Raw genomic sequence first — 26,598 nt, forward strand, 5'->3', positions numbered from 1 at the left:
ACTTTAGTGTGTCAGCGGAGGTTATACACGTAAACACAAACGCATGGCACTGGTTGCACCCGTTACTATTCAGAAGATACAGGGCGATAGCCTGACCGAGTCGCCGGATCTGCTGGCCGTTGAAGAGCCGCTCGAAATACGGCTTGGATTTGGCCCTGTAGACGATCGCCAGCAACGTAGCGTAGCGGTTACGATGCGTACGCCCGGCCATGACGAAGAACTCGCGATCGGTTTTCTGTTTACGGAAGGCATCATACAAAAGCCTGCTGACATTGTTTCCTGTCGCCATTGTGTGCAGGATTCGCAGAAAGAAGGCAACGTAATGCGGGTTGAGTTGCAGCCTGATGTGGAGGTCGACTGGGCGCGGCTGGAACGTAATACGTTCACCTCATCGAGTTGCGGCCTGTGCGGTAAAACAACGATCGATGCGGTTATGAAGCTGGTCAATAGTCGCGTTACGGGCGATTTCTCTATTAATTCAGCCACACTGCATGCCTTGCCGGAGCAAGTTCGGGAAGCCCAGCGGGCGTTTGCGTATACGGGGGGCATTCACGCAGCCGCTCTGTTCGATGCCGACGGTAGGTTGTTGCTGGTTCGGGAAGATATTGGTCGTCATAATGCGCTGGATAAATTGATCGGAGCCGCTTTCTGGAAAGGGTGGTTGCCACTGGCCCAGTCTGGCGTATTTCTGAGCGGACGTATCGGTGTCGAACTTGTTCAGAAGAGCTGGATGGCGGGCATACCACTGCTGGCTGCTGTGGGAGCACCGTCGAGCCTGGCTGTAGAGATGGCGGAGGAAGCCAGCATGACGCTCGCCGGATTCGTCCGTAACGAACGGTTTAACATCTACACGCAACCAGATCGGATCAACCTGCCGAGTCCCGTATCGATTAGGGGGTAGGTTGATACTCCTGTGGGACAATCATCGATAACACACCGGTCTGAATCGTAGCGTCCAGCTCCGTAATACGTCCTTCATATTCGCCATCGATCTGGAAATAAGCGCGACGGTGCGTTTTTATCGTAATCGACGTAGCAGGCAGAATTTCGATTTTCTTAGGGTCGAAGGGGCGGTAGCGCCAGAACAGTTTTAAAATTTCCCAGAACGATAAACGCCGGAAAATCACAACCTCGAACTGACCGTCGAAAGGATTGCCATCCGGGTTGATGACGGCACCTGTTCCGTACATTCTGGCGTTGGCCAGAACGATCATAAAGGCCGCTCGCTGAATACAGTCATCGCCTTTATTGATTTCGACACGTAGCAGTCTTCTTTTTTGCAGCACCTTAACAACGCCCTGCAGGTAGCCGAATTTGCCGCGCAGGTTGTTTTTCTGATAATGCCGGACCAGCTGTGCATTCAGACCGATGTCGGCCAGATGGAGACATATATTGCCATTGACCGAAATAACATCCGTTGGCTTGACAACGCCATGCTCCAGTACGTTCAGACTGCCTTCAATGTCGGCTGGAATACCCAGCTCTTTAGCCATTCCGTTGGCCGATCCGGCTGGCAAAACGCCCAATGGAATCTGGCTTCCCAGCAATTGCTCGGCAACGAATTTGATGGTTCCGTCGCCCCCAACGGCAACCACCCGATCGGGTTTGAGATCGGCAATTTTTTTGGGTAATGTTTGCTCATCCGTTTTTCCGTCGAGGTACAACAGTTCGGCCGTATGTGATGAATTGGCGAAATGATTCTGAATACCGGTTTCCCAGTCTGTTTTGGCCTTCCCGCCCGAAACGGGATTAATTGCAAATAAAAAGATCAACTTCTGAGCAGATTATAGGTTATAGATAGCGAGTAAGGTTAAACGTTATGATCATTGAGCAATCGCCGATACAAAACACGCAAAAGTTTAGTCTAACAAGCAGGCTGGTCAACTTTCTATTAGCAAAGCTCCGGCTTACCAACGAACCGGTTGTTAAAGTATACCGGGGTTTTGGCACAGAAAGACATTTCCTTATTCACGGCCATGCCTTTCGTCGGAGTGCTTTACCCCGTAAAAACTACCGCGATAGCCCTTTGGTTAATTTATTAGCGGTTATCAGGCTATTTTTGGTAAAACCCTATCCAGGAGCCTGCATCCGAATTCGCTTCAACGATCAGGTCATGGACGTAAAAGCGGGCGCCGATGGTTATTTTCGGGCCGATTTCCCCCTGAATCAGGGCGTAAGTCCCGGCTGGTATACGGTTCGGGCCGAATTGGTTTCGCAGACCCTAACGCCGGAAAAAATGCTGGCTCAGGGTGAAGGTCAGATATTGGTGCCCCATCCAACGCGCCTTATTTGTATTTCGGATATCGACGATACGTTCCTGATTTCGCACTCGGCTACCATTGCGAAACGGCTGCTGGTATTACTGACCGAAAATGCGCACAGCCGAGAGCCGTTTGCGGGCGTAGTGGATCATTACCGGCTGCTGGCTGAAGCAATCAGCGGGCCGCATGCATCCAACCCGTTCTTCTACGTATCGAGCAGCGAATGGAATCTATACGATTATATTCTTGAGTTTTCCCGGACCAATGGGCTGCCGGACGGTGTTTATTGGCTCAGTCAGTTGAAACTGCTTTCGCAGGTATTACAGACTGGGAAAACCAAACATCGAACAAAATTTGATAGAATTGTGCGGATCATTGAAACATATCCGGTTCAACAGTTTATTTTACTGGGAGATGACTCGCAGGAAGATCCGTCCATCTACGAGTCTATCGTGCGACATTTCCCGCAGCAGGTCCGTTGCGTATATATTCGGCGAATTCGCCCCAAAAAGCAGGCGCAGACGCAGGAGCTTCTGGACAAAATAGAAGCGGCTGGTGTGTCGTGTTGTTATTTCTCAAACAGTACTGAAGCGCATCAGCACTCCGTACAGATCGGGTTAGTTGCGTCGTAATTTGCGTTAAAGTAGTATCCATCTGATTCGGCTAGACGATGAATCAAAATACACCACCAGAAAAGCTCACCGGCGACCTTGAACTGGGTAAGCCCTACACCGAAGCCGCCGGTATTCCAGCCATCGTTAAATCGTTTGAGCACGTTTTTCAAGGCACCAATCTGGGCCGTGGCTGGAAAGCACTTGTCAATCTGAATCAAAAAGATGGATTCGACTGCCCGTCCTGTGCCTGGCCTGATCCTGATGGGCACCGGTCGAGCATTGCCGAATACTGCGAGAGCGGAGCCAAAGCCGTTGCCGATGAAGTGATGACCAAACATACGGCATCGCCCGTGCTATTTCAGCGTTATTCAGTGGCTGATCTGCTCGAGAAAACAGACCTCTGGCTGGGGCAACAAGGCCGACTGACGCAGCCGATGGTGCTACGTCCCGGCGCCACTCACTACGTTCCTGTCGGCTGGAGCGAAGCGTTCCAGCTTATTGCCGATCAACTGAATGCACTCGATTCGCCCAACGAGGCTATTTTTTATACTTCCGGACGCACCAGTAACGAAGCCGCCTTTTTATACCAGCTCTTTGTGCGGATGTTCGGGACCAACAACATGCCCGACTGTTCCAACATGTGCCACGAGTCCACCAGCGTAGCATTGGCCGAAACACTCGGTCTGGGCAAGGCATCCGTTACGTATGAAGATTACGAAAAAGCTGACGTAATCATGATTATGGGCCAAAACCCCGGCACAAACGCTCCCCGAATGCTTACGCCACTGGAGCAGATGAAGCGGAATGGCGGCAAGATTATTTCGGTCAATCCCTTACACGAAGCGGGTTTATTGGCGTTTAAGTACCCACAGAGTCCCCGCGATATTTTGCTGGGGGGCGAAAAACTGACCGATGTTTTTCTGCAGGTACGTATCAATTCTGACATGGCCTTGCTGAAAGCCATGTGTAAGCTGCTGCTGGAAGAGGAGAGAAAAACGCCGGGACGCGTCATTAATCAGCATTTTATCGATACGTATACCTCCGGCTATGAGGCTTTTGTAAAGAGTCTGGATCAGTTTGAGCTGGGCGACCTGGCCGCGCAATGTGGCCTGACTGTCGCGCAGATTCAGGAGGCTGTTGACCTGTTTAAACACACGCCCAAGCTGATTATTTGCTGGGCAATGGGCCTAACGCAACACAAGAATTCAGTCGATACCATCAATGAGGTAATTAATCTGCTGCTACTGAAAGGGAGTATCGGCATTGAGGGAGGAGGAGCCAGTCCCATTCGCGGTCATAGCAATGTGCAGGGCGACCGAACGATGGGCATCTGGGAAAAGCCGAAACCCGAATTCCTGGACGCTCTGGAAAAAGTATTCAATTTTGAGCCACCGCGCGAAAACGGATACGATGCTGTAGCTGCGGTGCAAGCCATGCACGCTGGTGATGCGAAAGTTTTCTTCGGAATGGGCGGCAACTTCGCCATGGCCGTGTCTGATACCAACTACACCGCCGAAGCGCTGAAGAAATGCAAACTGACCGTACACGTATCCACGAAGCTAAACCGCAGTCACCTGATTCATGGCGAAACGGCGTTGATTCTGCCTTGCCTGGGTCGCACGGACCACGACCGTCAGGAAAGCGGTGATCAGTTTGTAAGCTGCGAAAGCACGACCGGCGTAGTAGCCCAGTCGCACGGTATTGTGGAACCCGTTTCAACGCACCTGAAAAGCGAGGTAGCCATCATTGGCGAATTAGCAAAAGCTACGTTACGGGGAAAATATACAGTCGATTGGGACAGTCTTGTTGGTAATTACGACCGAATTCGGGATTTGATTGAAAAAACGATTCCTGGATTCGATAACTACAATGAGAAGGTACGCAAACCGGGCGGCTTCTATATTCCCAATGGTCCACGCGTTCGGGAGTTTAAGACGAAAACCGGAAAAGCGCAGTTTACGGTGAACGTACCAACCCATCATGAGTTGCCAGCCGGCGAGTTATTACTCATGACGGTACGTAGTCATGATCAGTTTAACACAACCGTTTACGGCAACGACGATCGCTATCGGGGTGTTTACAACGAACGCCGGGTTGTTTTTATGAACGCCGACGATATAGCGAATTTAGGGTTGGCTGAAAAACAGGTCGTTGATCTGCACAGCCGCTACGACGGCATCACCCGAACCGCTCATCGTTTCATCGTGGTTCCGTACAATATTCCGCGCGGCTGTGCGGCTGCTTATTTCCCGGAAACGAACGTATTGATTCCAATCGACTCCAAAGCCGACAGAAGCCATACACCAACGTCAAAATCGATTGCGATTACCGTATCTCCAGCCTAGCGCCTGTTTCCCTGTAACGATAGATCGACAAAAGGGGGCGCTGTGTTATCAATTCGTTAAATAGCGGACTTACGGCGCCTGACTTATATACACTGAACGCCAGATGTGGATAACATTGTGAATAACTTTTGCTTATTCACAATTCATGGTGGCTCTACGTTGGTCAAGGCTTCAGTTACTGCTGGTGATTGTATTGTTTACTACGGGATTACGTAGCGTTTATGCCCAAAAAGCAGGGGAGAGGCTACCGGTCTGGACAGCTGGAACGCTGGATATTCATCATATCAACACGGGTCGGGGTAACGCTACGTTCCTGATTTGTCCTGACGGGACTACTCTCCTAATTGATGCTGGTGCCCTCGACCCAACCGACAAACGAACGCAGAGCGCCCGAAATACGCCCGCTGTACCCAACGCTGACAGACAGGCGGGTGAATGGATTGCCCGATATATTACGAAAATGATGACCATGAGCCAGCTTCAGCCAAAGCTGAATTATGCTCAGCTTACCCACTTTCACGACGATCATATGGGTATGCCCTCGTCTGTTTCACCAAAAGCGGAGCAGGGTAATTTTGTGTTGACCGGTATTACGGAAGTGGCTGCGTATCTACCCATCGACAAAATTATTGACCGGGGCTGGCCGGATTATTCGTATCCAGCTCCGCAGACGGACGTTATGATGACGAATTACAAAACGTTTGTCGACTGGCAAAGCAGAAACAAGGGGACTATTTTCGAACGTAGCCAGCCCGGACGTAACGACCAGCTTGTGCTGAAACGAAACCCTGACTCATACAGGAATACGTTTGAGATACGTACCATTATCGCCAATGGCCAGCTCTGGACAGGCAAGGGAACTGAAACCAGATCGTTATTCCCCGACCTGTCGAGCCTGCAACCGAACCAACGGCCCTCCGAGAATATGTGTAGTATCGGCATTCGGCTACGTTATGGTACGTTCGATTATTTTTCGGGGGGTGATATGCCCGGTGTACTGCGTTTTGGGGCTCCCCGCTGGAACGATGTGGAGACGCCTGTTTCGACAATTGTTGGTCCCGTCGATGTGCATATTCTTGATCACCACGGCAATCGGGATTCGCAGAACGATAATTTACTGGCCGCGCTACGTCCGCGTGTGCTGGTTATTCCGGTCTGGTCGTCAGATCATCCCGGTCATGATGTATTGGATCGTATCTATTCGCAGGAAATTTATGCAGGAGAGCGTGATGTGTTCGCGACCGATATGCTGGAGGCTAATAAGCTGGTCATTGGCGAATTGCTGGATCGGCTCAAAAGCGACAAAGGACATATTGTAGTTCGCGTTGCGCCGGGCGGAGTAACGTATCAGATTATTACGGTAGACGATAGTAACGAAAACTTTACTATTAAGGCGACCTTTGGCCCTTATCAGTCTTGGTAGAGGATTGATTTAAACGATTGTTTCGGCTCTTTTATAATTTTTAAAGAGCGCTTAATCGGGCTAATGTTTCCTGCGCCAGTATTCGGGTCAGTTCGCCAGCGGGAAGCTCCCGGCCAAAGCGAGCCGCCTGTCCCGACCATAACGACATAAAATCGCCGGAGCCTTGTGGTTCTGTTTTTGCCCGCAATGGTGTCAATGCGCCACCTGCCAGCGGAAACGCTGGAGCACTATCGGACATGGGGCCAACTTCCTGCACAAGCCGATTAACGATACTACGGGCCGGACGCCCTGTAAATACATTGGTAATGGCGGTTGAATTGTCTTTCGCTTTTTTTAGCGCTTCCCGATGCGGTACCGATAGTTTCGCTTCCGGGGAAAACATATAGATTGTACCCAGTTGTACGGCCGAAGCGCCCAGCACAAAGGCCGCTACAATGCCTCGGGCATCGCCAATGCCACCAGCGGCAATAACCGGCACCTTTACAGCATCGACAACCTGGGGGACCAGCGCAATCGTACCGACCTGGGTTGCCACCGAATCACTAAGAAACATGCCCCGGTGTCCGCCCGCTTCGGCTCCCTGAGCAATAATAACGTCGCATCCTTCGTCTTCCAGCCAGCGCGCTTCATCGACCGTTGTTGCCGACGACATGATTTTGGTACCCGTAGCTTTAACCCGATCAATTAACTCACGGGTAGGAAGGCCAAAATGAAAACTGACGACTTCGGGTTTCCATTCGGCTACCAGATCGCACATCGATTCGTCGAAGGGTGTCCGGTTAGACGTAGGTACAGGAGCCAACGGATCAATACCAAATTCAACGTAGTACGTTTCCAGCCGCTTTCGCCATTGTTCTTCGCGGGTTTTGTTGGGAGCTGGTGGGCGATGGCAGAAGAAATTAAGATTGATTGGCCGCGCGGTGCGTTGTCGGATTGTAGTCAGCTCGTTACGTATTTGATCGGCCGTAAGCAAAGCGCAGGGTAGTGAGCCAAGGCCACCTGCTTCTGAAACTGCAATGACCATATCTGATAGAACCGGCCCGGCCATTGGAGCCAAAATAATGGGCAGTTCAATACCAAAAAGCGTTTGAATTCGGTTGTCGGGCCAGCTTTTCATCGCGATTTGTCCAATTGGTGTATAGGAATCGAATCCAGAAAGTCATCGATTAGTTTCACGTCGGCTGCTGATAGAGCCAGCGGGCTACGGCGTTGAAGTGCATACGGATGAGATGGCAACATAGTCAATAGACCTTCTTGCTCGTTGAACGACAACGCTCCATGCTCGAAGACACGCTTTTCGGAATCCGCCAAACTGGTCATCGATACAAAGCGGAGTTGTTCGGGATTATTATTGTCTTTATTCCAGAATAGCCAATAATACAACTTATAAACCGGGCTGTCTGGATCGATATCCAGCCGCTTAATTTCCACAATAGACGCCGATTCGTTATCCAGATAATATAAAACGCGAAAGCGTTGACTGGGCTCCATAGGACGTATTGTAAAGAAAACTTCCCGACATGAACGGTGTGAGTGGGCTCATGTCGGGAAGTCGAAGGCTAGTCTATATATCGTTTTTATTTAGTCGCGATGTAAAAGAAATCGAGGCTTCCGGCGGGGTCGTTGCTGACGAGGTAGTCGGTATAGTTTATTTCGGCGGCAATACCGTCGGCCTTCAGCAGCCGATTTCGGTTCAATCGGTTCATTAAATCGTACGGAACCTGCAACAGTCGACGGGGTAATTTGTATTGCAAATTGAAAATGTCGAATCGTGTCAGCTTCTTAACAGATTCTTTGTTCTGTTCGTAATACGTCATCACCTTGTCATTACCGTGAACGCCCTTCGTATCGACGGTTGGGAAGTAACGGCCGATCAAGTTTCGTAGGCCATCGGCGTAGTATTCACGAACATGCCAGGGGTTTCGCGTCAGCGAAAACGTTTTGTTGACCGTTGTCAGGAGCAGTTTGCCACCGGGCTTTAGCACACGGTGTGCTTCGCGGATAAACAGATCGTCGTTTTCAATATGTTCAATTACCTGAAACGTTACGATAAAATCGAACGTATTATCGGCAAGTGGTGTACCGTTCAGATCTTTCAGGGGAGGGATGTTGGCCGCAATGAAGGTCGATTGCGGATATTCGGCTTTTAGCGCTGCGATTAGGTCCGTATTTTTATCGATACCCGTGTAGTGGTCGGCAGCCTGCGTGAGTAATTCCAGACCTCGTCCCCAGCCGCAACCGATTTCGAGTACTTTACCGCTGACAATAGTGGCCGCTTCAACGTACGGAAACAAAAGACGCTGGTGAACAGGATTATCCGATGCAATTTCAGCGGACGTTATTTCGGTGGTTTTGTACATAGTATTTTGTGAGGCTGGCAGTTGACTAGTAGAGGAATGACCATTCGCCAGGCGCTATCATTCATAATCCAACACCCTGATTTGCTATTCAATTGACAAAATTAGTCTTTTGTAGTAAGTAAAAGAAAAATGAACGGTTCTGTAACCCAACCGACCTGGTTTTTTCGTTATAAGTAAACGATTCGGAAGATCATCTTATTGACAGTATTAACCCGCGAGATGGTAACGCCCCTATGGATCTGAAATACAGTTTCGTTATGCGTATTTTATCTGCTCTAGTAGTCTTATTTTTTGTATCGGCTTGCGCATCCAGCAAGAAAACCCAGCAGGACCGGGCCAATGCTGCGTATGACGCCCGCACGGAAGCGCGCCAACATTCTCCCCAGAGCGATTCCCGCCCTGCAGCAACCGCAGCCCCGGTTCGCGTCAGTGAAGGAGCGCCCGCCGTTACGCCGGGTTCGGCGCCAACCGCTGGCCCCAAACAGGTTGGTGAGTGGGTTGTTACGTCGATTAAAGGAAAATTTCTGGCTGTCGATACGTCGACAGTTAGGGTCTATATGAATCTGACGGCAAAGACGCCCACCGGGGAGGCTGTGTTAAGCCCGGCCGATTTCAGCGAGCATTTTCAGGTAGCTTATGTCATGTATCCCGATTATAACAATCGCGAACGACTGGGCTATGGCACCGTAGCCATGAACACACAGAACGTTACGCGGGAAGGGAATTATTTAACGCTCTCGTTCGATGTAAAGCGCCCAAAAGGTGCACCCAATGCGGTTCTGCTGACTGAATTTACGGAGATCAATACAGGTACCAAAGCGCGGAACGACCTGTCGTTACGTTTCGCTGATACGAAGTTGAGTGATCGGTTTGCGTTGTTCGATAAAAATGGCACACAACCGCAACTAAGAAACTACCTGAACGTTGGCGATACGGTTATTATTCGCGATGTCCGGGGCACTAGCAAACCCCTGTTTGGCTTCCGGTATCGGCATGATTTTGAAGCGGCATCCTCGCCAATGAATACGTCTTCGAAAACCGTTTCCAAATCGCTTTCGATTGACTCAACCGTGAACGTAACCACGAATCAGCCGTTTGTTATTCCCCGCGAAGGCCTCTACTATTTTATGGAAGATACCACCGCCGAGTCGGGGATTGGGCTGATTGTGGCCGACAAACGTTTTCCTAAAATGACTCGCCCCGAAAAGCTGATCAAGCCTGTTCTGTATATGAGCACGAGTAGCGAGATTGCGGAACTGAGCCAGGCGCAGGATACGAAAAAAGCGTTTGATCGCTACTGGCTAAGTCTGATGTCGGGCAACGAAGAGGTGGCGAAGAAAACCATTAAGGCTTATTTTGATCGGGTTGAAGAGGCTAACCGTCTGTTTACTACCTATAAAGAGGGCTGGAAGACCGATAAAGGCATGATTTATATTGTGCTCGGTGCGCCAGATCGCGTGCAGCGGAACCGTGAGCGGGAAGTATGGGTTTATAATCGCCGGGCCAATGTCTCGGAAGTTAATTTTACCTTTACAAAGAAAGCAAACCAATTTGTCGATGACCATTACGAACTGGTACGTTACATTGAATACCAGCCGATTTGGTACCCGATAGTCGAAGCATGGAGAACCGGCGCAATTCGCGAGTAAATCGCTCTACTTATAATCGAAATCATACTTCCAAACCGCAGTTTCGTCCCCAGCCCGACGAGATGGTATTTGGCATTCAGTCCGTAATCGAAACGCTTCGGTCTGATCAGCAGATCGATAAGTTATACATGGAAAAAGGGCTTAGCCACCCCGAAATCCAGAACCTGGCCTTTCAGAACCGGGTCACCATTCAGCGTGTACCGGTTGAAAAACTGGATCGCCTGACCCGCAAGAACCACCAGGGCGTAGTTTGCCTGGTTGCTCAGGTTCAGTACGTTAAGCTCTCGAACGTAATTGCTGACGTGTATGAGCGGGGCGAAACGCCTTTCTTTCTGCTGCTCGACCGGATTACCGACGTTCGGAACTTTGGCGCTATTGCCCGAACAGCCGAATGTACGGGGGTGCAGTGCATTGTTATTCCGGGTCGGGGGGCTGCGGCCATTAATTCCGATGCGATGAAAACATCATCGGGTGCCCTGAATCACATTTCGGTGTGTCGTGAGCCTGATTTGTCAGAAACCGTCAAATACCTCCAGGAGTCAGGAGTTACAGTAGTCGCCTGTACGGAAAAATCCAGCCGCGATCTGTACGAACGTAACACGGATCTGACCGGGCCAATTGCGGTTATTATGGGGTCAGAAGAAGATGGGATCTCCCCGGAATTACTACGTATGGCCGACACGCACGTGAAAATCCCGCTACTCGGTGCGGTTGGATCGTTGAACGTATCGGTAGCTACTGGTGTCGTCCTCTATGAAGCCGTGCGGCAACGAAGCCTGATTGTTAAGACAGAAGAGTAGTTTTTCGATAAACGATACAGGTCATCAGTAAACAGGAAGAGGGACGTAGCACGACGCTACGTCCCTCTTCCTGTTTACTGAGAATGAGCTCGTTATTTCAGCCATCCACCCGTGAAGCCTGCCCGTTTCAAGCCTTTTTGTATATACGGGTTTCGCTTCATCAGGTTCCAGACAAAATTGGTTCGGGCATTTTCGGCCATTAATAGAATAGGCCCCTGATCGATGCCAAGGTAATCAATATCGAACCAGCCGTTGGCCGTGTTACCATTCACATTAGGAGACGGATAGCGATACGTTGGATTAAACGCGTCGAAGAAGCCATATTTTCCGTATAACCTGCTGCCATAATTGGCTTTCATGCTACGTAACGCCGGTAAGCATATTTCCGGGGCAAATGCGATGGAGCCGCCAGCCGCTGTTGGCGCAATCGTTCCGTCGTCTACGATTTGCATAGAGGCTGCACCGCGCGCACGATACGAGAAAAAGTTACGATTGGCTACCGTCGTGTCCTTTGGGCCGTCGCAGGCTGTGAGCCCCCAGATCGTAGGGCCGTAATCTTGCCATTTGCCTGGATTTGCCATGCAGTAGGCCCGGTTTGCATACGTAGCACGACGCGAATTTTCGGCATAATCAATCCCTTTCGCTTTCATGTATTTATCCTGAATACCCCGGAAATCTATCCAGATGTGCGAGTACTGATGGCCGAACAACGGATCGAAATTGACGTGCTCTTGACCCTGAAAATTGGCCCATTCGTAGCTTTGGGTCCAGGCAGGCCATACGTCAGCACCAACGGGGTGCGTTGGCGAACCCAGTGCTAATACGTAGAGAAGCATGGCTTCGTTATAGCCCTTCCAGTTGGCCGGTATAAAGCCTTTTTCGGGATGCCAGCCCATAGATACGAATGGCTTATTGTTTTGAATCCACATCCAGTCGACGCGTTTGTAAATTTGATCGGCTAATTGCCGGATTTCGGTTTCCTGTGGGGTGTTTTTATCAAAATAAGACTGAGCACTCAAAATGCCGCCGAGCAAAAGTGCCGTATCGATCGTGGAGAGTTCAACCTGTTTGAAACGCTCACCGGTTTTCATGTCCAGGAAGTGATAGAAAAAACCTTTGTAGCCTGCTACGCCAGTTGCCTTGTCGGATTGGGGAGCCTGAGCGAAGAAACGTAGCGTACTGAGCGTTCGATTGGCCGCCTGTTCACGGGTGATATAACCACGTTCAACCCCAACCAGATAGGAGGTAAGTCCGAAGCCAACAGCGGCTATGCTACTGAATGAGGGCGAAGGAGCCCGGTCGGGAATAAGGCCATTTTCTGGGTTGGCCGTTTCCCAGAAAAACAGGAACGTATCATGTTCGAGGCTGTCTAAAAAACGGTTTTCAGCCGCCGAAAACGTATACGTGGGTATTTTGGGCTGGCTGTACGCTACGGTGCATAGGGTTATGAGAAATAAAAGTAGTGGTTTCATAATCGGTTTTTTAATCGGGTATTGGCTTTGTCGTGATAATCGATCAATTCAGGGCAGGGCTTTGGAATCCTAGTTTTTTCATGCCCGTTTTTACTTCAGGACAACTCATAAATAAGCGCCAGAGAAGCTGCGAGCGTTGATTTTCAATCATGATGATAATGGGTCCCTGGTCGATGGCAAGAAACGAATCGGCAAACCAGCTGTTGGTTAGGTTGAATGCGTCAACAAAACCATAGTCTTTCCAGAGTTTATCACCCAGCTTGTAATAGAAGAAACGTAGCGCCTGCATCGATTCGGTAGGCGTGTAGGGCATGGCAGCCAGAGCCGCTGTAGGCGAGATAGTGCCATTGTCATTATTGGGATCGTGAGCAGAATAGCCATTTTGTTCGTCACTGGCCGTCAGGCCCCAGCAATCGGCGCTATAGCCGACATATTGTTTAGGGTTTGCTTTGCAGTAGTTGTAGTTGATGAGCGAATGGGCCCGGTTCTGCTGCCAATAGTCGGCGTAGGCATCTCTGAGGTCGTGCGGGTTAATACCCAGAAAGGAGTAGTGCGAAAAGAATAATGGCCCTCCATAAGCAGGCCCCAAGGGCAGTTTTGTATCGTAATAGCTATTTCCGTTGGCCATTTTGCCATTCTGAGCCCAACCGTTGTCGTAAACGGCCTTTGAAATAGGGGAGGTGTTCGACGAAGCCGCCAGTACGTGTGTAATCAGTGCTTCATTCCAGCCGCGAATCGGCAGGTTCATATCCCAGTTATAGGTCGGTGACCAGTGCCAGTAGAGATTCGATTCTGCGCCATTTTTGGTGAACCAGCTCCATTCGACGCCATCCCACAGAACGTTGATCGCTTTTCGCAGTGCTATTTCATCGGCGCTGGTCGAACTGTTAAAATATTGTCGGGCCGTCAGTAAACCCTGCATCAGGAACGAGGTTTCGACCAGATCGGCGCCATCATCTTTTTGGCTAAACGGAACCGTTGCTCCAGTTGTGCCATTCAGCCAGTGCGGGAAAGCACCGTGGTATCGTTGAGCCTGGTTGCTCAGAAAATTGGTGATTTTGGCAATACGGCTCAGTCCGTCCTGTCGGCTGATAAAGTTCCGGTTAATGGCAACCAGAATAGCCATTATACCAAATCCTGTACCACCCGACGTAACAACATCGCCTGAACTGTTCCGTTCGCGAGCCATGCCCGAAGCAGGATGACCGAAATCCCAGAAATAGCGAAAGGTTTGTTTTTGAACAAGATCAAGCAGCAGAGAATCACTGATCCTCGAAAATTTGTCGGTGCTGTCGAACGTAGTAGTTAGCCCAACGGATACCGATGCCAGCAGATACATAGCCTGCGCTGACTGAAGGGATGAGGATATGGTGAGTTTATAGGTTGTTAGGGAAAGCAATGGTTCGTTGGGAACAACGGTCAGCGTGGAGTCGTTAGCTGAAAAAGAGTAGGTAAACGAGATCGGTTTCGTGGTGCTTTGATCAATGAGCTGAATAGACGGAGTGACCGACTCGCGCTTTATAGGTGATGAAAAGGACAGCGAAATAACGGGCTTCGTCCTGACATTTTTATAGGTCAGATTATCGGCTGATATACCATCTACCAGTACAGTTTTAGTATAAAAGGAGCCACCAGGAGTAACTGCTTTTCCCGAGTCATTTTTACAGGAAAAGCAGACCATCAGCGTAATAAGTGATAACCAGAGTTGCGTTGAGTTCATGGTCGTGTAGGGAAGATAAAGAGGGGCTGTTCCTGTTGAGAGACAGCCCCGATTTGACAAGTTACGGTGATTGATTTCGAATACGCTCAGAATTCAAAAGCGATACGTTATGGGAACTGTCAATAATTTTCCCATATTTTTTTGTACAAAATTATGCAACGAATAACTTGCCGGGTAGAAAATAGATACATCAATACTACATCATTTCGCTACCTGGGGCCTATTTTCGCTGATTTTTACCCATCAACATACTTATGAGCTGGATTAGTATGGAGAGAAACAGGCTTAGCTATTTATTATACTTTTTTAGGGGATTACTGACTGCTCTGGGTGTAGGCTTCCTGCTGGCAGGCCAAAGCGCAGCCCAGTCTGGGTATAGTTTTTGCCAGCCCGAACTGATTCATTTTACGCGTCAGACCTATGGGGCCTATAATCAGAACTGGGGCGCTGTTCAGCATCGGCAAACCCGATTTTTATATTTTGCCAATTCAAAGGGTCTTCTCGAATTTGATGGCAGCAGCTGGCGTGTGTACGAATTGCCAAAGAAGCAGAAAGTACGTTCCGTATGTATTGACGAAAAGGGACGAATTTTTACTGGTGCGCTGGGCGAGTTTGGCTATTGGGAACCCGATAAAACCGGTGAACTGGCGTATCATTCATTAGCTCCTTTGGTCAAAGACCGGGCATTTCAGGGGGAAGAAATCTGGAATATTCTGGCTACGTCGCAAGGTATTCTGTTTCAGTCGTTTGCCTTTATTTATCGATTCCATGCTGGACGTGTTGAGTTATTACATCCGCCTGGCAATGTCTTATTTGTACGGCAGGTTAGAAATCGGTTACTGCTTGGGGTGATTGATAAAGGGTTGTACGAAATTCAGGGCGACCGGTTTTTACTGGTAAAAGGCAGTGAATTTCTGGGTAGTGAAACCGTAAATACTATTCTTCCCTTAGGCGAAACCGAACTGCTGATTGGCACAGAACGGGCTCTTTATCGATACGATGATCGTGAGTTCAGGCCATTCAATGACCAGTTGAATGCGTTTATGCTACTGAATCGACTCAATCGTGGCTTGTTAATCGGCCCTGATCAATACGCCTTTGGCACATTGCTAAATGGTGTCATTATCACGGATGCCAGTGGAACGATACGGGAGCATATCAATCAGAAAAACGGGCTACAGAATAGCACAGTTCTGGCGATGTGCCAGGATGCCGAACACAATTTGTGGCTGGGTCTCGATAAGGGAATCGATCTGATTAATCTTAATTCGCCAATTCGCTATTTTCCTGATAACGATGGTGATTTGGGTACGCTCTACGATATGGCCCGGTGTAATAACAACCTCTATCTGGGCACGAATCAGGGGGTTTACTACAAATCATTACTATCGCCTGATTCGCCGTTTCGGCTGGTATCAGGAACCCAGGGTCAGGTGTGGGATTTGACCGTTGTGGATAATCAATTAATGTGTGGACACAATAGAGGCACTTTTCGAATTGATGGGGATCGTGCTACGTTGCTATGCCCTATTACGGGAGGATGGGTATTACGTCGTTTAAAACATCATCCAGACGTATTGATTCAGGGTACCTATACCCGGCTGTGTATTTACCGAAAAGACGCTCGTGGGCAGTGGGCTTTTTCGCATCCTATTGATGGTTTTTCGGCTTCTGTTCGACAGTTGGAGGAAAGCCCTGATGGATCAATATGGGTTAACAGAGCGCCTAATCAGGGGTTGCAGCGGTTAACATTATCGGCAGATTTACGTAGCGTAAAAGCCAGCAACGTGTATGCCGGTCCTGAGCTGATACGGTCAACGATCAACTTATGCCGCATTCAGGAGCAAATTGTAGTAACGTCTGCCAAAGGAGGACTTCGATACGATTCGGCCGCCGATCGATTTGTGCCTGCCCAATCCATATATCCCTGGTTTGTGTCTACAACCCGAAAAGTGTTCCCAATCGATAGTGCTTATGTGTTTGTGCTGCGGCAGGACGGATCGTTATACTGGGGGAAACCGAATCAGCAATCGCTGGTAGAGATTCCTGTCAAACCAAATCAATGGGTAGAGGAGTACGAGAGTATTGTGTCGCTGGACGAAAACCATGTCGCCCTTTGTCGTGAAAATGGCTTTACGCTATTGCCAATCGACAAGCTGAATCAGGCTGGAGCTGGTTCGGTACGGCCGCCCATCATACGTACCATAGCTGTGTTGGATGGTCCAGAAAGTAGTCATACATTTCGGGGACCGGCTCCCGCCTTGTCGTTTTCACACAAGCAGGGAAATTTGCTGATAACATTCTGTACGCCTTATTATTCGCGCCCTGTCAAATACAGCTACTGGCTGGAAAACAGCACGCAGCACTGGTCACCCTGGACAGCTAGCCAGCAAAAGGAATTTACTAATCTGTCGCCAGGGCACTACGTCTTTCATCTGAAATCGAATCTGAATTCATCGGAGAGTGTACTGGTCTTCGATATTAATCCACCCTGGTACTGGACAACCTGGAGTAAGTTGTTATACGTATTGATAGCTGGTGCCTTACTTAAATGGATCTATGAGTTGCATCTTCGAAGAGTAGCCATGCACCAGAACCGAGTCCGTGAGAAGCTGGAAGAGCAGCTACGTCATCAGGAAGAACAGAGTCAGCGGGAGATCATTTTATTACAAAAAGAACAGCTGGAGCAAGGGTTGATTCAGAAGTCGGAGGAGCTGGCTAACTCAACCATGTCGTTGATTCAGAAAAATGAACTGCTCATCAAGTTGAAAGATGAGCTAGGGCGAATAAGAGCACGGGCGGGTACTAAACTTCCGGCCGACGATTTTCAACGGATCAATACGTTGATCGACGCCAATATGTCGAGTGAGCAGGACTGGAAACTATTTCAGGCGAATTTCAACAAAGTGCACGAGCAGTTTTTGAAGCACTTAATTGATAATTATCCAGATCTGAGTCAGGGAGATTTGAAATTAGCCGCTTATCTGAGAATGAATCTGTCGACCAAGGAAATCGCTCATTTGCTGAATATTACGCCCCGGAGCGTTGAACTGAAACGGTACCGGCTTCGTAAAAAACTCGATATTGAAGGCGATATAAACCTGAGCGAGTTTATGATGAAGTATTAATTGGATAGGCGTTTTATGCTATGGGTTTTCGTCTGGATGGGATAGTAGTTTGTCTGAGCTACAAACAAACTACTACCCAACAAAAGAATCTGCCAGAATTTGTTCATTTACAGAAGAGGAGTCTGGAGATGGTTACTCCAGTGTGAAGGATATGGGCAGGTTGAATTTTACGCGAACGGCTCGGCCTGATTGTTTTCCTGGTTTCCAGAAGGGCATTTTTTTGACGACGCGAACGGCTTCTTCATCGCAGCCAAAACCGATTCCTTTTAACACCTGAACATCGGTTAAGCTACCATCGGTATTAACGACAAAACTGACATAAACACGGCCAGAAACGCCTGCTGAGGAGGCTGCACGAGGATAAGCGAGATTTTTCGATAAAAAGGAACGCATAGCCTCGAGTCCGCCCGGATATTCAGGAAACTGCTCAACAGAAATAAATACATCGTCGGTTTTAGGGGCGGCTTCAATCGCTTTTTCCGTAATAGTAGGGGCGCTGGATTCAGGCGGAGCAATCACCTCAATATCGCCAGTTCCTTCAGCGGTTTGTGGGCCAGACGTTGCATCCTGAAGTTCATCTGTTGTTGGCGGGAGAACTTCGTCGACTACATCGGCTTCGGGCATAACAACCAGCGGTAGATTACGTACCGTATTGACAGCAGGAGCCTGCTCGGTAGGGGGAATCTGGATGGGTTGCTCAACGGGCGGTTCTGTTACCTTAGTTAGCGTAACTTCAGTCATAGATGACGTAGCGTCGGCGCTAGTATGAGGCCAGAAGTGGTCATAAATGATCGGACTGCTCAATCCAAGCAGAAATAAACCAATACCAACTATCAGCGCACGGCTTAAGGCAGGGCGGTAATGCTGGCGCAGGTCAAATGCACCATAAGCACGGTGCCGAGACTGAAAAATAATGTCGTCGTAGGTAAGAGCAGACGTATCCGATTGTGTCATGGCTGTATGCGATTTTGGTTTATCGCATAGATGACACGGTGGCCTAAATTCCACAAGGTAGAAACCGGTCTGGCTGCAGATGACGCTACGTTAGGGGCTATAGAGTATCGTATTGCTTAATTAGCGTTACGGCATCTTCTTCCGTCTTGAAGGCTGACTTCTGACCATCGGCAAATTTCTTTAACGCGTCTCCTTTGTCGCTCATCGCTTCGAGAAGCGTCTTTTTGGAAAGCTTTACCTTCGTCAGTGATTTGTCGGGTTTGAGCAGGTAATACGAAAAAGAATCATCGAAGGAGTCGTAACGAACGTTGGCCGAGTAAGCTCCCTGATAGTCAGCGGCTTTAAATGTTTTGGCCACTCGCTTCAATAGCGACGATTTTCCTTCATACAGAATCAGGAAATAACCGTTCTTGATAGTTTCGTCGTCGATATTGGCCGTTGGGTAACGACCAAATAGATAGGCTTGACCATCGGGCCTTGTCAGCAGAAAACGATTGACGGTTGGTCGGGCAATAATGATAGAGTCGTTGCCCGATGCCGGGCGAAGCAAGATCAACTCCTGGCGATAGGCATCAAATTTCAGTGATACATCCTTGTACTGCTTGCCATTGGTTAAACTAACCTGCCCATTTGACCAATCAGTTAGCAAATATGGTGATCCATGCTGGCCTTCATAGCGTGTATCGATGCGAAGAATGAGCGGCCCTGTCGATGGATTGTTCAGGTTGTTAAGTCGTAAATAGGCAGTCGGATCGGTTGGTGAGGCTTGCGCCATGACCACCTGATACATAAGGGTCAATAGGCTGGCGATGACGTATTTCATACAAGACAGGAAGATAAGACGTAGCGTTTAGTTCGTGTTTGTTGGGGGGAACACGAACTAAACGCTACAAAGCCTAGTACTCGTGTGGAAGCGGAATATCAACCCGTTCGTTAACGGGTAGGCCCTGCTTATTCATTTGTTCGATGAATGGATCGGGATCAAGTTCTTCACAGTTCCATACGCCCGGTTTCAGCCATACGCCCGTTACCATCAGCATGGCACCGATCATAGCAGGTACGCCCGTTGTATAGCTAACCGCCTGGCCACGTACTTCACGATACGTTTCCGCGTGGTCGCAGTTGTTCCAGATGTAATACGTCCGGTCTGCTCCATCCTTCACGCCTTTAATCTGGCAACCAATGCTGGTTTGCCCTGTATAGTTTTCGCCTAACGTATCGGGTGCCGGAAGAACCGCTTTCAGGAATTCGAGCGGAACAATATCCATGCCATTGAACTTAACCGGATCGATCCGGGTCATTCCTACGTTCTGAAGCACTTCCAGGTGGGTTAAGTACGCCTGGCCAAATGTCATCCAGAACCGAGCCCGTTTCAGCGTTGGGAAATTTTTAACCAGCGATTCCAGTTCTTCGTGATATAAAACGTAGGATTCGCGTGGACCAATTTCAGGATACTCAATCGGTTTATGAATACTCATGGCTGGAATTTCAATCCATTCGCCATTTTCCCAATACCGGCCGGGCTGCGTAATCTCGCGAATATTGATTTCTGGATTGAAGTTGGTCGCGAATGCCTTGCCGTGATTGCCAGCGTTGCAGTCGACAATATCGAGGTAATCCATCCGATCAAAATGATGTTTGTTGGCATAGGCCGTAAACACCTGAGTTGCTCCCGGATCGAATCCGCATCCCAGCAAAGCCATTAGACCTGCCTGCTCAAATCGCTCTTTGTAGGCCCACTGCCAGCTATATTCGAATTTGGCTACGTCTTTGGGTTCGTAATTAGCCGTATCCATATAATGAACACCTGCTTCCAGACAAGCGTCCATAATTGGCAGATCCTGGTAAGGGAGTGCTACGTTGATGACCATGAATGGATTAAATGACCGAATAAGGGCTACGACTTCAGCCACTACGTCGGCATCTACCTGAGCCGTCTGAACTGTTACGCCGTGCATTTCCTGGATTTCGGCTGCAATTCGGTCGCACTTTGATTTCGTGCGGCTAGCGAGCATTATATCGGTGAAGACATTGCTGTTGAGTGCGCATTTGTGCGCCACTACGCTACCAACTCCACCTGCTCCAATAATGAGCACTTTTGCCATATAGTTATATCACTTTTTTTGCGGTCGCAAAGATAGAGAAAGTCAATCAGAGAGTTAGTTAATAGATTATGATCCTTGCCATGATCGATAGCTGATGGCCAAATTGGCGGATTAATTCGATGGTGGAATAATTTGTATGCCAAACAAATCAATAGTATATTTGTTAAGTAGACAAAACAGTGATTCTGTTCTCAATTCTTCGTTATGAAATTTATCTCCTCTTCTGGCTCCTTTGAATTCTCAATTCTGGGCTATGGCCCTAAAACTACCAACTGGCGGGAACGTAACAATCTTCGCTGTCGCGTATCTACTATATGGCGCCAGCACACCGATTCCCAATCGACTCCGCTGCAGACGTGGGAAGTTCGGCGTTTGTTAAGCAGTCTTCGCTCACTTTGGGGAAAGGCTGCTAATCATGTTGCCTTAACCTTTTCGGAGCCCGGTTTAAGTGTTGAAGCCTCTGCCTTACCAGGGGGTAATTACCGATTAAAAATTCAACTTGATCATGCACTTACGCCAAATTGGCACGCCTACCCAGATTTTCCACTTGAAATGGATATGTTGTTGAGTAGAAGTGAATTAGATACCGCTATCCAGGATTTGTCCGGGCAATTGGCGATTTTTCCAGAACGATAAATTATAGGCTCCTCTTTCTTGACGTATATACAGTACGTTACCTGTTCTGATCAATTGTATTTTTCTGGTAGTAGCGCTTTGCCTAGATAGCGCTATTATTGCTAAATCATTATACAAATAAGTATCCGAACTACCTGTTTCAATCAAGTAGTGTGATAGACAATGTTGAGTTTCTAAACATGTTTGTGTTCGAGTAAGACAATAGCTAATATTGGTTAAGTACTTGTATAATAATGTTCAAAAGCATGGATAAAGCCTTAATTAAGTCTTCTGGCTTGCCTGCTACTTCTCAAACGTAGAGGTAAGCGTTGCTAAAAATCGCCATATTATCTAGTTTATAAAGATTTCCAGTATGGCATAGTCTTATCGCTTGATAACATCATTTGTTATGCCCATATTTGTAGCCAGACCGGAGTTTCAGTAGATTTCTTTGTTTGTCTCTACAGTTAATGTAGAGACATTATACCCTCTTTAACACAAAAATTACTAGCAGTATGAAAATTGTTAAGCGTAGAAACCGTCAGATGACCATGGAGCGCATCTTGCGGGCAATGGGTGATGTGATGGCTGAACGAGGGACCGAAAAAGCAGGAATTAATGCCGTCGCCGAAAAGGCCGGTGTTAATAAAGTGCTCATATATCGGTACTTTGGTGGTTGGAATGGCTTATTGGAAGCTTATGTTCAGCGTGGGTTTTTCCTATCCATGTTCAATGAGAAGTTTCTGGATGCCGTCCCCGATAATCTGACCGCTGAAAACCGGAGTAAGGTTTGGTCAGAATACACCATTCAGTATATGCGGGAGTTTCGTGCTCGCAAACCTTCTCAAGAGCTGATCCGGTGGGAAATGAGCCACGGCGAAACAGAACTTGCCCGTAGATTAGCTGAATTCCGCGACAACTCTTATAAAAAGTTGGTTGACAAGCTGGCGCCATTCTCAGAGTACGATCCGATTGCTATCACAAGCTTAATGGTTGCGGCCGTAACAAACGTAGTGCTGACCAGCACTCAGCGCGATCATATTGGTGGCATTGACCTGCGTACTGATGCAGGCTGGGAACGCCTGGAAACAGCTATACGCCGAATTTACTCAGGTTTAAATATTGCTTTGGAGCTGGAAGCGACAAAGAAAGCAGAAGTGAAATAGGTGTATAGTTTGTGGTTTATGGTTATTCGGACGCGGGCCGAATACCATAAACCACAAACCATACATTATAAACTTACTTATTCATTAATGCTTCTATTTCCTCAGCCTCAACAGGGATATTGGCCATCAGATCGATGTTCCCGGATTCGGTAATTAATACGTTGTTTTCGAGACGGATGCCTAATTTCTCCGCTGGAATATAAATGCCGGGTTCTACCGTAAATACCATTCCTGGTTCCATTCGCCGGTATTTGTTTCCTACATCGTGAACGTCGAGCCCAAGAAAGTGGGACGTACCGTGCATAAAGTACTTTTTATATAGAGGTGCATCGGGGTCCTGATTGGCAACTTCGTTCTTGTCCAGCAAGCCAAGGCCAATCAGTTCTGCTTCCATTACCTTACCTACTTCACGGTGATATTCATCCCACAGGTTGCCCGGACGTAGCATCTGTTTCGCTTCGTTCATAACGCGTAAAACAGCATCATAAACAGCGCGCTGGCGTTCCGTGAATCGGCCATTTACCGGTACCGAGCGCGTCATATCAGCATTGTAGTTGGCATATTCCGCACCAATATCCAACAGAATGACATCACCATCCTGGCATTGCTGGCTATTATCGATATAATGTAAGACGCAGGCATTAGCACCGGATGCAATGATTGGTGAGTAGGCCGCTCCCCGCGATCTATTTCGAAGGTACTCGTGCATCATTTCTGCCTCAATTTCGTATTCCCATACCCCTGGCTTAATAAATCCGAGTAATCGACGGAACATCTTCTCCGTAATATCAATGGCCGTCTGAATGAGCGGTACTTCCTGCGGTTGCTTGATCACCCGTAGGTAATGCATCAAGGGGGCAAGGCGCTCCAGATGATGTAGCGGGTACTTTTGTTTGAATTCGTTGATAAAACGGACATCGCGCGTCTGAACCTCTATACCAGCTCTTGTATGCTCATTGGTGTTCAGATAGACGTGGTCGGCCTCAAAAACCATCTGAATAAAAATCTGCTCAAACTGACTGGTCCAGTAGATTTGCTTTTGAGGGATGCCGGTTGTTTGCTCGGCTTCGGCCTTGGTGAGTTTGTGACCTTCCCATATTTCGATCAGTTCGCTCGTTTCCCGGAGAAATAGAACCTCCCGGAATTTAGGGTCTGGATGGTCTGGGAATAATACTAACTGCGTCTCTTCCTGATCAACGCCAGTCAGATAAAACAGGTCGTTATTTTGTCGAAAGGTCATTGTACCATCAGCATTCGTCGGCATAATGTCGTTGGCATTGAGAATAACCAGCGATTTTGGTTTTAACAAGGCTGCCAACCGTTGGCGATTGCGGATGAAAAGTTGATTGTCAATGGGCGAGTAGCGCATATATGGACGTTGGAACTGGCTTTTCTAATTAAATTGCAAAGAAAACCCAAAGCTATAAGAGTTTTTGTGTGTTTTTGTGTTTATATCTCTGCATACACGTTAACAAACCATACGATTAATTGTCCTAATTGCTGCATGACGTTGCGCCTAACTAGTTTTCTCTGTTTCCTGACGTATGTTGTCCAGGCTGGCTCTTTGACTGATTGGCCAAAATATTGGATTCTATTTAAAGACAAAGACCAGACAACTTCTCCCGCTTTGTCCCCGGCTTCTATAGCCCGTCGGCAGGCGCAGAATCTTTCCCTGGACGATACCGATCGTCCGGTATCGGCGGAATACATTGCTTTGTTGCAACGACAAGGTGTGACCTCCATTAACAAGTCTCGCTGGCTAAATGCGGTATCGGCGCGGTTATCGGCTGAGCAGTACGCAAAAGTCGCTACGTTGCCTTGCGTGGCTGGTATTCAGACTATCGACCCCGCTATTATTATTACGTCGATTGGTGATCAGAACGGAAAGATTAAGCCGCATATGGCCCCGGTTATGACCCAAATTCAGGCTTCTGATTTTGCACAGGCGGGACTGACGGGACGTTTTGTGACGGTTGGCGTTATCGATGCCGGTTTTTTTGGAGCCGATTCAGCTAATGCGCTCAAGCATGTGTTTGCACGAGATGGAGTTAAGCGGGTACGGGATTACGTTAACGAGAAAAAAACACGTAGTGACCTCTTCCGAACGCTCGAAACCACGTCCGATTTTCACGGGACGGAAGTGCTGGCAGCCATTGCGGGTGATGATCCTACCGAGAAAATGCAGTATGGCCTGGCTACCGACGCTACGTTCTATCTGGCTCGCACCGATCAGGGAAATCGTGAATATCGGGGGGAGGAAGATAATTGGGTGGCTGCCATGGAGTGGATGGACAGCCTGGGTGTTCGCCTGATCAATACGTCTCTGGGTTATGCCAAAGGAATGAGCAACCCTAAAGAAAATTATGAGCCGAGTCAGATGGATGGTCATACCAGTTTGATCAGCCGGGCAGCTCAGATCGCAGCCGATAAAAAAGGAATCCTGATTATTGTATCAGCGGGTAACGAAGGCGACGACCGTTCGTGGCGCATCATTAGCACGCCAGCCGATGCACAGGGCGTGCTGGCTATTGGTGCCACTAATTCCCGGCTCTGGAACCGAATAGGTTACAGCAGTATCGGCCCAGAAAGCTTGCCTTATTTAAAACCGAACGTATCATGCTTTTCCCTGTACGGTACGTCGTTGTCAGCGCCAGTGATTACTGGATTTGCGGCCTGTATTATGCAGGCAAATCCCAAGCTGACCAATAAAGAGGTCATGGCTATTATCGAGAAATCTTCGCATCTGTATCCGTACGGGAACAATTACGTAGGGTATGGTGTACCACAGGCTTCACGGGCTATTACGTTGTTACGAAATCAGCCATTGGCCACTACGGCCCGGCAGATTAAAGCATCGGGAAAAGCATTTGTCGTGCCGGTTTCGACCGATGAATCGGTAGTATCGGTGTTTCATAAGAAAGACGCAACCCACGTATTGCAGCAGGAGGCAACAAAGGTGAGCAATGGCAAAGTAACGTTACGTCGGTCATCTGGTGAAACCCAGACCACTATCGATCTGAAGAAAGAAGTTATTGAGGTGGTTTGGGAGTAAAAACGAGATGAAGAAAAATTAATTTCAGTTTCAAGTCGTCTTTAAGTGGGCCCTGTAGCTTTGTTTCCATCATTAATCAGCAATTCACTAGTTATGGAAATCAACGCAAACTATTTGGCCCTTTTATTTGTCGCGGCAACGCTGGCTATTACAGACGTAAACGCACAGGCACCTGCTGAACCAGGTGCGCCAGTACCACCTGCTATACTCGATGGTCCAAATCCTCCTGAACCAGTAGGATTTAACCGACTTCAGCCCGGACCAGGAAGAAGACCTCCCGGAAATCCAGGTGCTTATGGCCGCCCCGACCGAATTGGCCCCAATGCAGGGTTGACATCGTTGACCACTGTTTCGGGTAAGGTAGGTCAATGGATAGGAAATGACGATGCCATTCTGGATGGATTTACCTTAACCGGCTCCGGAAATGAATCAACCGTCGTCAAGTTTCCTCCTCATTTAGGGCAGCAGGTTCAAAATGCTGTTAAGCCGGGCAGTACGGTTACAATCACTGGATTTAGTGACGTGAATCCAGAAGGAGAAACCCTGTTTAGGTTAACCAGTTTGTCGGCAGGTAAAGCAACTATTGCCGATGCGCCCCCAGTGGTTCCGGCTACACCCCCAGCGGCTCCGGCTTTGACTACTTCAACCGGAAAGGTTACAGATTTTAAAATAGGACGCGATGGCCGTGTAAATGGTATCGTACTCGATAATCAGACCGTTGTAAAGGTTCCTCCTCATGTGGCCTATCAGCTTACTAATCTGGCTACCAAAGGTAGTTCTATTACGGTGCAGGGCTACCCAAGAAATCTACGGGATGGGCAGGTACAACTGGATAAGAAAAACATTCTGAATGCTACGGTGTTGACCATCAACGGTCAGCAGTACCTGGTCCGCTAACGTTCAATCGGCGAAGCGCTTCGGCCTAGACAATTGA

The 26,598-nt window shown here is 48.5% G+C and carries 21 protein-coding genes; 11 read left to right on the forward strand and 10 right to left on the reverse strand.

Annotated elements, in window-relative coordinates; translation table 11 throughout:
• Nucleotides 1-43: 43 nt before the first annotated feature.
• Complete coding sequence (gene fdhD / locus GK108_RS04620; protein WP_163943432.1) at nucleotides 44-901, forward strand: formate dehydrogenase accessory sulfurtransferase FdhD; 858 nt, start codon at nucleotides 44-46, stop codon at nucleotides 899-901.
• Here fdhD and GK108_RS04625 read toward each other — a convergent pair.
• Nucleotides 891-1,772 (reverse strand): diacylglycerol/lipid kinase family protein, encoded by an 882-nt coding sequence (locus tag GK108_RS04625; RefSeq protein ID WP_163943435.1) that lies wholly within the window; start codon nucleotides 1,770-1,772, stop codon nucleotides 891-893. The two genes, fdhD and GK108_RS04625, sit on opposite strands and share 11 nt — an antisense overlap.
• A 47-nt stretch (nucleotides 1,773-1,819) precedes the next feature.
• On the opposite strand from GK108_RS04625, the gene GK108_RS04630 reads away from it, so the two are divergent.
• The 3 genes from GK108_RS04630 (at nucleotide 1,820) to GK108_RS04640 (ending at nucleotide 6,643) form a co-directional block, all read left to right on the forward strand.
• The gene (locus GK108_RS04630; protein WP_163943438.1) at nucleotides 1,820-2,893 is read left to right on the forward strand and encodes an App1 family protein; all 1,074 of its coding nucleotides are present in this window, start codon (nucleotides 1,820-1,822) and stop codon (nucleotides 2,891-2,893) included.
• Nucleotides 2,894-2,931: 38 nt separating this feature from the next.
• Nucleotides 2,932-5,220 (forward strand): FdhF/YdeP family oxidoreductase, encoded by a 2,289-nt coding sequence (locus tag GK108_RS04635; protein ID WP_163943441.1) that lies wholly within the window; start codon nucleotides 2,932-2,934, stop codon nucleotides 5,218-5,220.
• A gap of 145 nt (nucleotides 5,221-5,365) precedes the next feature.
• Complete coding sequence (locus tag GK108_RS04640) at nucleotides 5,366-6,643, forward strand: ComEC/Rec2 family competence protein (protein ID WP_246224658.1); 1,278 nt, start codon at nucleotides 5,366-5,368, stop codon at nucleotides 6,641-6,643.
• Nucleotides 6,644-6,683: 40 nt separating this feature from the next.
• Here the strand turns inward: GK108_RS04640 and GK108_RS04645 are convergent, their stop codons facing one another.
• The 3 genes from GK108_RS04645 to GK108_RS04655 form a co-directional block, all read right to left on the reverse strand.
• Nucleotides 6,684-7,760: an NAD(P)H-dependent flavin oxidoreductase gene (locus tag GK108_RS04645; protein WP_212592711.1), complete on the reverse strand. Its 1,077-nt coding sequence runs from the start codon at nucleotides 7,758-7,760 to the stop codon at nucleotides 6,684-6,686.
• Nucleotides 7,757-8,134 (reverse strand): hypothetical protein, encoded by a 378-nt coding sequence (locus tag GK108_RS04650; protein ID WP_163943443.1) that lies wholly within the window; start codon nucleotides 8,132-8,134, stop codon nucleotides 7,757-7,759. Before GK108_RS04650 ends, GK108_RS04645 begins: the two co-directional genes overlap by 4 nt.
• 86 nt (nucleotides 8,135-8,220) lie before the next feature.
• On the reverse strand, nucleotides 8,221-9,003 hold the full coding sequence (locus GK108_RS04655; RefSeq protein WP_163943447.1) for a class I SAM-dependent methyltransferase: 783 nt from the start codon (nucleotides 9,001-9,003) through the stop codon (nucleotides 8,221-8,223).
• Between the two features lie 257 nt (nucleotides 9,004-9,260).
• On the opposite strand from GK108_RS04655, the gene GK108_RS04660 reads away from it, so the two are divergent.
• Entirely contained in the window at nucleotides 9,261-10,652 is a 1,392-nt protein-coding gene (locus GK108_RS04660; protein ID WP_163943450.1) for a GWxTD domain-containing protein, read from the forward strand.
• Nucleotides 10,625-11,452, forward strand: coding sequence for a 23S rRNA (guanosine(2251)-2'-O)-methyltransferase RlmB (rlmB, locus tag GK108_RS04665; protein WP_163943453.1), 828 nt, complete (start codon nucleotides 10,625-10,627; stop codon nucleotides 11,450-11,452). Before GK108_RS04660 ends, rlmB begins: the two co-directional genes overlap by 28 nt.
• A 92-nt stretch (nucleotides 11,453-11,544) precedes the next feature.
• Here the strand turns inward: rlmB and GK108_RS04670 are convergent, their stop codons facing one another.
• Both GK108_RS04670 and GK108_RS04675 read right to left on the reverse strand, forming a co-directional pair.
• Entirely contained in the window at nucleotides 11,545-12,924 is a 1,380-nt protein-coding gene (locus GK108_RS04670) for a glucoamylase family protein (protein WP_163943457.1), read from the reverse strand.
• Between the two features lie 43 nt (nucleotides 12,925-12,967).
• Nucleotides 12,968-14,644, reverse strand: a complete 1,677-nt coding sequence (locus GK108_RS04675; protein WP_163943459.1) for a glucoamylase family protein — start codon at nucleotides 14,642-14,644, stop codon at nucleotides 12,968-12,970.
• Nucleotides 14,645-14,898: 254 nt separating this feature from the next.
• Between GK108_RS04675 and GK108_RS04680 the strand changes: the two genes are divergently transcribed.
• The gene (locus GK108_RS04680; RefSeq protein WP_163943462.1) at nucleotides 14,899-17,772 is read left to right on the forward strand and encodes a ligand-binding sensor domain-containing protein; all 2,874 of its coding nucleotides are present in this window, start codon (nucleotides 14,899-14,901) and stop codon (nucleotides 17,770-17,772) included.
• A gap of 132 nt (nucleotides 17,773-17,904) precedes the next feature.
• Here the strand turns inward: GK108_RS04680 and GK108_RS04685 are convergent, their stop codons facing one another.
• The 3 genes from GK108_RS04685 to GK108_RS04695 form a co-directional block, all read right to left on the reverse strand.
• Nucleotides 17,905-18,726 (reverse strand): energy transducer TonB, encoded by an 822-nt coding sequence (locus GK108_RS04685; protein WP_163943465.1) that lies wholly within the window; start codon nucleotides 18,724-18,726, stop codon nucleotides 17,905-17,907.
• Between the two features lie 97 nt (nucleotides 18,727-18,823).
• Nucleotides 18,824-19,549: a hypothetical protein gene (locus tag GK108_RS04690; RefSeq protein WP_163943467.1), complete on the reverse strand. Its 726-nt coding sequence runs from the start codon at nucleotides 19,547-19,549 to the stop codon at nucleotides 18,824-18,826.
• Between the two features lie 73 nt (nucleotides 19,550-19,622).
• Nucleotides 19,623-20,831, reverse strand: a complete 1,209-nt coding sequence (locus GK108_RS04695) for a saccharopine dehydrogenase family protein (RefSeq protein WP_163943470.1) — start codon at nucleotides 20,829-20,831, stop codon at nucleotides 19,623-19,625.
• Nucleotides 20,832-21,035: 204 nt separating this feature from the next.
• Here GK108_RS04695 and GK108_RS04700 point away from each other — a divergent pair, with 204 nt between their 5' ends.
• On the forward strand, nucleotides 21,036-21,467 hold the full coding sequence (locus GK108_RS04700; RefSeq protein WP_163943473.1) for a WapI family immunity protein: 432 nt from the start codon (nucleotides 21,036-21,038) through the stop codon (nucleotides 21,465-21,467).
• A gap of 494 nt (nucleotides 21,468-21,961) precedes the next feature.
• On the forward strand, nucleotides 21,962-22,612 hold the full coding sequence (locus GK108_RS04705) for a TetR/AcrR family transcriptional regulator (RefSeq protein ID WP_246224662.1): 651 nt from the start codon (nucleotides 21,962-21,964) through the stop codon (nucleotides 22,610-22,612).
• Nucleotides 22,613-22,685: 73 nt separating this feature from the next.
• Here the strand turns inward: GK108_RS04705 and GK108_RS04710 are convergent, their stop codons facing one another.
• Nucleotides 22,686-23,981, reverse strand: a complete 1,296-nt coding sequence (locus GK108_RS04710) for an aminopeptidase P N-terminal domain-containing protein (RefSeq protein WP_163943476.1) — start codon at nucleotides 23,979-23,981, stop codon at nucleotides 22,686-22,688.
• A gap of 135 nt (nucleotides 23,982-24,116) precedes the next feature.
• Here GK108_RS04710 and GK108_RS04715 point away from each other — a divergent pair, with 135 nt between their 5' ends.
• Nucleotides 24,117-25,664: a S8 family serine peptidase gene (locus GK108_RS04715; RefSeq protein ID WP_163943479.1), complete on the forward strand. Its 1,548-nt coding sequence runs from the start codon at nucleotides 24,117-24,119 to the stop codon at nucleotides 25,662-25,664.
• A gap of 93 nt (nucleotides 25,665-25,757) precedes the next feature.
• Nucleotides 25,758-26,561, forward strand: a complete 804-nt coding sequence (locus tag GK108_RS04720; protein WP_163943483.1) for a hypothetical protein — start codon at nucleotides 25,758-25,760, stop codon at nucleotides 26,559-26,561.
• The last annotated feature ends 37 nt before the right edge of the window (nucleotides 26,562-26,598 follow it).

This window comes from Spirosoma terrae (assembly GCF_010435915.1).
Lineage (GTDB): Bacteria > Bacteroidota > Bacteroidia > Cytophagales > Spirosomataceae > Spirosoma > Spirosoma terrae.